The organism is Kitasatospora sp. NPDC057198 (genome assembly GCF_042670125.1).
Classification (GTDB): Bacteria; Actinomycetota; Actinomycetes; order Streptomycetales; family Streptomycetaceae; genus Kitasatospora.
In genome coordinates this window covers 1-6,436 of record NZ_JBHUWH010000443.1, presented here as the reverse complement: position 1 = coordinate 6,436, position 6,436 = coordinate 1, and the positions used below count along the sequence as shown (strand labels likewise).

The window sequence follows — 6,436 nt, the reverse complement described above, 5'->3', positions numbered from 1 at the left end:
CCCCGGGCACGGTGGTCAACCGCCCGGGAGTGCGGAGCCTTTCGCCGTCCCCGGCCGGAGGTCCGCCCCCGTGCCCGTGCCCGCCCCCGCTCCCGCCAGCAGCCGGGACGCCTCCGCGGCCGCCGCCGGCACCAGCTCGGCCCGCGACCGGGCCGCCAGCAGGGCGGCCGTCGCCGCACCCGGGGCGCCGAACGCCAGCGCCCGCAGCGCCGCGATCCGCACCCCCGCGTCCGGGTCCTCCACCGCGCGCCAGCGCAGCAGTTCGACCGCCGCCCCGTCCGGGCAGCGGCCCAGCGCCCGCAGCGCCACCCGGCGCGGCAGCGGGTCCGGGTCGGCCACGGCGCGCTCGCGCAGCAGGGCGGCCGGCCCGGCGCCCCCGCCGCTCCCGGACCGGGCCAGCGCGTGCAGCGCCACCGCCCGGATCGGCCCCGACGCGTCCCGCTCCGCCCGCTCCCGCAGCAGCGCCCGCACCGCCGGATCGTCCGGCCGGTGCGCCAGCAGCGCCCGCAGCACCGACAGCCGCACGTCCGCGTCGCGCAGCCCCGCCATCCGTTCCAGCAGCAGCGCGGCGGCCCGCTCCTCCCCGTCGTGGCAGCGCACCACCGCGGCCAGCGCCACGTCCCGCACCCGCCGGTCCGGGTCGGCGGACGCCCGCTCCAGGAACAGCGCCCGGTCCGCCGGGTCCGGGTCCTGACGGTTCGCCAGCGCGGACAGCACCGCGGTCCGCACCAGCGGGTCCGGCGCGCTCCGGGCCCGCTCCCGGACGAACGCCCCCAGCTCCGGGACGTCCGCGAAGTGCGCGGCCAGCTCGCCGGTGGCCGCCGCCCGGCCCGGACCCTCCTGCTCCGCCCGCTCGCGCAGGAACGCCGCCACCTCCGGATCGCCCGCCCAGACCTGCCCGAGCAGCCCCAGCGCGCCCGCCCGGACGTCCGGCAGCCGGTCCTCGACCGCCAGGCCGCGCAACTGCTCGGCGACCTGCGGATCGCCCGCCCAGCGCAGCGCCAGCACCGGCGGCACCCGCAGCCGCACCAGCGGGTCGCGGTCCTCGGCGATCCGGCGGCGCAGGAACTCCGCCACCCGCGGGTCGCCCGCCCAGCCGCGGGCCAGGCCCGCCAGCGCCGACACCCGCACCTGCGGATCCGGGTCCGACTCGGCCAGCCGGTGCAGGAACGGGGCGTTGCCCGGATCCTCGGCCGGCTGCAGGCAGATCGCCTGCAGCGCCATCCGGCGCACCCCCGGCGCCCGGTCGGCGCGCACCCGCTCGCGCAGGAACGCCGCCAGCGGCCCGTCCATCCGCCCGTTCACCGTCAGCGCGAACACCGCCAGGCCGCGCAGCTCCGGCTGCTCCTCGGCCGCCGCGATGCCCCGCAGCAGCAGCTGCGCCGGGCCGTCGTCCGTCCAGCCCTTGCCGAGCGCCAGCATCTCGTTCAGCCGGTTCACGCCCCCGGCGTCCGCCACCCGGGCCGCCAGGAACACGCCCGTCGCCCGGTCGCCCGGCCAGCCCTCGGCGAGCGCCGCCACCGCGGCCTCCAGGGTCAGCGGGTCGGCCTCCCGCTCCACCCGCTCCCGGACGAACGCGCCGGTGCCCGGATCGCCCGGCCAGCCCTCGGCGAGCGCCCCGAACGCGGCCGCGCGCTGCGCCGAGGACCAGCCGTGCTCGGCCCAGGAACGCAGCACCGCCGGGCCGTCCGGGTCGTTCAGGTGCAGCGCGCAGGCCAGCCGGGCCGCCACCGCGCCCGCCCCGATCGGCGTCGGCGACTCGCGCTCCGGCTGGTGCCCGTACACCAGGTACCAGCGCAGGAAGCGCTCCCGGCCCACCCAGTGCGGGCCCAGCCCGGCCAGCACCGGGCGCAGCGCGTCCAGCGCCTCCGCGGTCTCGCCCGGCAGGTAGGCCGAGCCCTCCGCGGCGTACGCCTCGAACAGCGCCACCAGGGCGTCCACCACCGCCCCGGACTGCGCCGTCACCAGCCCCGGCCGGCGGACCTCGCCCAGGCAGCGCACCGCCAGCACCAGCCACTCCGGCACCGCGTCCCGCGCCCCCGGCGGGCCCGGCAGCGCCGGGGCCCGGGCCAGCAGCCGGGACACCGCCGCGCCGACGAACCGCTCGTCCAGCTCCCCGGCCAGCAGGAGCAGCACCTCCCGCCACGCCGGGTCGCGCCAGCGGGCCGCGAACACGCCCTCCAGCAGCTGCTCCTCGGTCAGCGAGCGCTCCCGGTTGAAGCGGTGGGCGATCTCGGACGCCGCCAGGTACTCCAGGAACGCCCGGTGGACGAAGCCGTACACCTCGCCGCCGAACCGGCTCAGGATGAAGTTGCGCTCCCGGAACTGCTGCAGCATCGCCCGGGCGGCCGGCGCGGCCCGGTCGGCGGGCAGCTCGTAGCGCTCGCGCAGGTAGCGCTCGAAGGAGGCCAGCAGCACCCGGCCCGGGACGTGGTTGCCGGCGATGCCGTCGCCGCCCTCCTGCATCCGGCGGGCCACCAGGCGCAGCAGCTCCAGCCGGTCCTCGGAGGCCAGGTACGGCATGCCGCCGTCCACCCGCCGGTCCTGCAGGTACTTGCTCGGGTCCCAGTGCTCGACCAGCACCGCCACCGCGTGCTCGTACACCGAGCGGCGGTCCCGTGGCAGCTCCCGGCGGCGGCCGATGATCGCCAGGATGGTCAGGATCAGCGGGTTGCCCGCCAGGTCGCGGACCGGGGCGGAGCCGGCCACCGCGGCCGTCACCCGCCGGCGCAGCCGCCGGGCCTCCACCGGGTCGGTGGGGCAGGCGTTGGCGTACCAGCGGGCCGCGAAGGCGTCGATCTGGCCGGTGTCCAGGTCCTGCAGCGTGTAGTGGCCGAACCCGGCGGCGTCCAGCGGCTCGCGCCGGTAGCCGATCACCCGGGAGGTCACCACCACCCGGACCTGCGGGTGGCGGGCGGCGAACGCCCCGATCCGGCGGCCCGCGCTCTCCCGCGCCTGCGGGTCGAACAGCTCGTCCAGGCCGTCGAACAGCACCAGGGTGTGCGCCGGGTGCTCGGCCAGCTGACGGGCCAGCAGGTCACCGGGCAGGCCCAGGCCCTCGGTGCGGTGCAGGTGGGCCAGGAACTCCTCGAAGGTGCGCTCGCGCCAGACCGGGTCCGCGTACCGGCGCAGCTCCACGATCAGCGGCAACCGGCCCGCCAGCGGGGCCAGTTCGGACGGGACGGCGGCCTGCGGGTCGAGCAGCGGCTCGGTCAGCGCCAGGCACAGGAACCGGGCCAGCGTCGACTTGCCCGAGCCCGGATCGCCCAGCAGCACCGCCCGGTGGCCGTCCGGACCGGACAGCAGCGGCAGCACCGGCACCGCGGGGCGCTGCCGGTACGCCTCGCGGACCCGGCGCACGGTGTCCCGCTCGACGCCCGGGGGCAGCCGCCCCGGATCCAGCTCGCCCGGCTCGGTCAGCCGCTTCAGCAGCTCCCGGGGCAGCTCCACCGGCGGCGGGTCGGAGCGCACCAGCTGCGGCACGAACACCTCGCGCAGGTGCACCGCCGGGTGCTCGTCCTGCTCCGACAGCGGGGTCAGCACCTCCAGGTCCAGCCGCAGGTAGCGCTCGCGCAGCCGCCGCGCGTAGCGCTGCCGGGCCCCGTCCAGGTCGCCCGGCGGGGGCGGCTTCGGGCCGGTGGTGATCTGCACGGTGCCGGCCCGCTGGATCAGCGTCAGGTCGCCGCCGACCCGGGCACCCGCCGCGGACTGGGCGCCGCCGTCCTCCTCGGTGCCGAACAGCCGCCGCCAGAAGCCGGTCACGACTGCGGCCCGTCGGAGGGGCGGGGGGTGGAGGGGGGTCGGGAGGTGCCGGGGGGCCGGGGCGTGTCGGACGGGAGGGGGCTGTCGGACGGGAGGGGGCTGTCGGACGGCTGCGGGGGGTCGGAGGGGCGCCGTCCGTCGAAGCGCACCGAGCCCTCCACGCCGTCCAGCAGGTCGACCGTTCCGCCCGCGCGCACGCCCCGGGCCGACTGGCCGCCGGCGGGGGGCGCGTCCGGGACGGGGCCGGGGGGCGGGACGGGGCCGGGGGGCGGGACGGCGGCGGGGGAGGGGTCGGTGCCGAGCACCACGTCGCCCCGTACGTTCCGGATCAGGCGGACCGAGCCGCCGGCCGCCGCTCCGTCCGCGGACTGGCCGCCGGAGCGGCCCCTGACTCCGCCGACCAGCGAGAGCACCAGGCCCGCCAGGCCGACGAACAGGCCCAGCACGCCCGCCCACTGGTTGGCCCGGTCCAGGCCCTCGCCCCACAGGAAGGCCGCGAGCCCCGCCACCGAGACCCCGGCCCCGACCCACACCAGCACCCGCCACCGCGTACTCCCCATGGGGGCATCATCCCCTCAACTCGCCCTCCGCCAACCGCAGATGGGCGGGCGAAGCGTCCGGCCCCGGGGCGGGTCGGGGCGGGGCGCTGCGCCGGGCGGGTGCTTCTCCGCGGTTGCGCGCGTGTGCGCCGCGGGTTCCGTCCGCCGTGAAGGTCGACTGCGAATCATCGACCGGAGAGGCGGAGACGAACGTGACCGAACGACAGGCCCCCGAAGCCGGGCGCAGACTCGCGGCCGTGGCGCTCTGCGCCGCGACCGCACTGGGGGCGGCCGCGCTGCCACTGGCCGCGGCCGCGCCGCCCGCCGCGCCCCGGGCCGCCGCCGGCACCCTGCTGGTGGACGAGACCTTCACCGGGGCGAGCGCCGACAGCGGGTTCGTCGCCACCGACGGCACCTGCCTCACCGGCGCCGCCGAGATCCCCGCCCTCCCGGTCGCCGAGCCGCGCCCGCTGACCGGCTGCCCGAGCGGCGGCGCGATCGGCCCCGTCCCGCCGAACGCGGCCGCCCCGCACGGCTACCTGCGGATGACCGACGCGGGCAACGACCGGGCCGCCGCCGTCCTGTACGAGCGCCCGCTGCCCGCCAACGAGGGCATCCGGGTCACCTTCGAGCAGTGGCAGTACGGCGGCGACACCACCAAGCCCTCGCCCGCCGACGGCATCGCGTTCTTCCTGGTCGACGGCGCCGCCTCGCTCACCCGCCCCGGCGCGTTCGGCGGCAGCCTCGGGTACGCGCAGAAGCTCCCGGACGACAACCCGGCCAACGCCTTCCTGCCCGGTGTCGAGGGCGGCTACCTGGGCGTCGGCCTGGACGTGCTGGGCAACTACTTCGGCGACTGGGAGCACCGCGGCGACGGCTGCGCCACCCGCTCCCCGGCCGGGACCTCCTTCCGGGCGCCCGCGCCCGGCGCCAACATGGTGACGCTGCGCGGTCCGGGCGAGGGCACCAGCGGCTACTGCTTCCTCGGCGCCACCACCAGCAACACGGGCACCACCGGCCCGTGGCCGTCCACCCTGTCCGGGCAGCTGCACGGCCCCGCCACCGCCGCCGACCTGCCGCCCGGCACCACCCCCGCGCAGGCCGAGGCCGCGCTCGAACCCAGCCGGCGGACGGTCACCGTCACCGTCACACCCGGGCCCGACCCGCAGGTCGAGGTGGACGTCGACTTCGGCTCCGGGCCGGTCCGGGTGCTCAGCCGGGCCGCGCCCCAACCGGTGCCCGCCACCTACAAGTTCGGCTTCGCCTCGTCCACCGGCGCGTTCACCGACGTGCACCTGCTGCGGCACGTCACCGCCCGCAGCGCCGCCCCGCTGCCCCGGCTCAACCTGGTCAAGCAGATCGACCGGGCCCACCCGCTGCCCGACCCGGTCACCGCGGGCACCGTCGTCCCCTACCAGTTCGTGGTCACCAACGCCGGCGACACCGAGGTCCGCGACCTGGCCGTCACCGACCCGGTGGTCGGCCCGGTCAGCTGCCCGACCACCGTCCTCGCCGTCGACGCCACCACCACCTGCACCGCCGCGTACACCGTCACCGAGGCCGACGTGCGGCGCGGGTACATCACCAACACCGCCTTCGCGCACGGGGATTCGGACGGCGGACGGGTCGAGTCGCCGGAGGCCCGGCAGGAGCTGCCGCTGAACGACGACTACGGGCTGCTGCTGGAGAAGCACGTCGACGACGCCCGGGTCTACCGGGTCGGGCAGACCGCCACCTACACGTACACCGTCACCAACACCACCGACCGGGAGGTCACCGGGCTGTTCCTCACCGACGACCGGCTCACCGGCGTGCGGTGCGCGGCCACCACGCTGACGCCGCGCGGCACCCCCGGCGCGGTCACCACCTGCACCGGCTCGTACACCGTCACCGCGGCCGACGCCGAGGCCGGGACGGTGCGCAACACCGCGACGGCGACCGGCACCGCGCCGGACCGGACGGTCACCTCGCCGCCCGACGACGCGGTGATCGCGGTCGAGCCCGAGCTCGGCGGGACGGAGAGCCCGAGCCCCGGCCCGAGCGCCTCGCCGTCCGAGGAGCCCACCGGGACGCCGTCGCCGACCGGTTCACAGCCGCCGGTGCAGTCGCCGTAGGCGTCCGTGTACCAGCCCGTG

At 78.1% G+C, this 6,436-nt stretch carries 3 protein-coding genes; 1 reads left to right on the top strand and 2 read right to left on the bottom strand.

Annotation, left to right across the window (positions count from 1 at the left end; genetic code table 11):
* Positions 1 to 15 precede the first annotated feature (15 nt).
* Both ACFUEL_RS32580 and ACFUEL_RS32575 read right to left on the bottom strand, forming a co-directional pair.
* Positions 16 to 3,762, bottom strand: coding sequence for a HEAT repeat domain-containing protein (locus tag ACFUEL_RS32580; RefSeq protein WP_380240657.1), 3,747 nt, complete (start codon positions 3,760 to 3,762; stop codon positions 16 to 18).
* A complete protein-coding gene (locus ACFUEL_RS32575) occupies positions 3,759 to 4,322 on the bottom strand; it encodes a hypothetical protein (protein WP_380240655.1) in 564 nt (187 codons plus the stop codon). Before ACFUEL_RS32575 ends, ACFUEL_RS32580 begins: the two co-directional genes overlap by 4 nt.
* A gap of 191 nt (positions 4,323 to 4,513) precedes the next feature.
* Between ACFUEL_RS32575 and ACFUEL_RS32570 the strand changes: the two genes are divergently transcribed.
* Positions 4,514 to 6,415 (top strand): hypothetical protein, encoded by a 1,902-nt coding sequence (locus ACFUEL_RS32570; RefSeq protein WP_380240653.1) that lies wholly within the window; start codon positions 4,514 to 4,516, stop codon positions 6,413 to 6,415.
* Positions 6,416 to 6,436: the final 21 nt, after the last annotated feature.

What these genes read in the sequence shown, in the direction of transcription:
- ACFUEL_RS32575 (WP_380240655.1), bottom strand. Translation starts at nt 4,322, where the DNA reads ATGGGGAGTACGCGGTGGCGGGTGCTGGTGTGGGTCGGGGCCGGGGTC.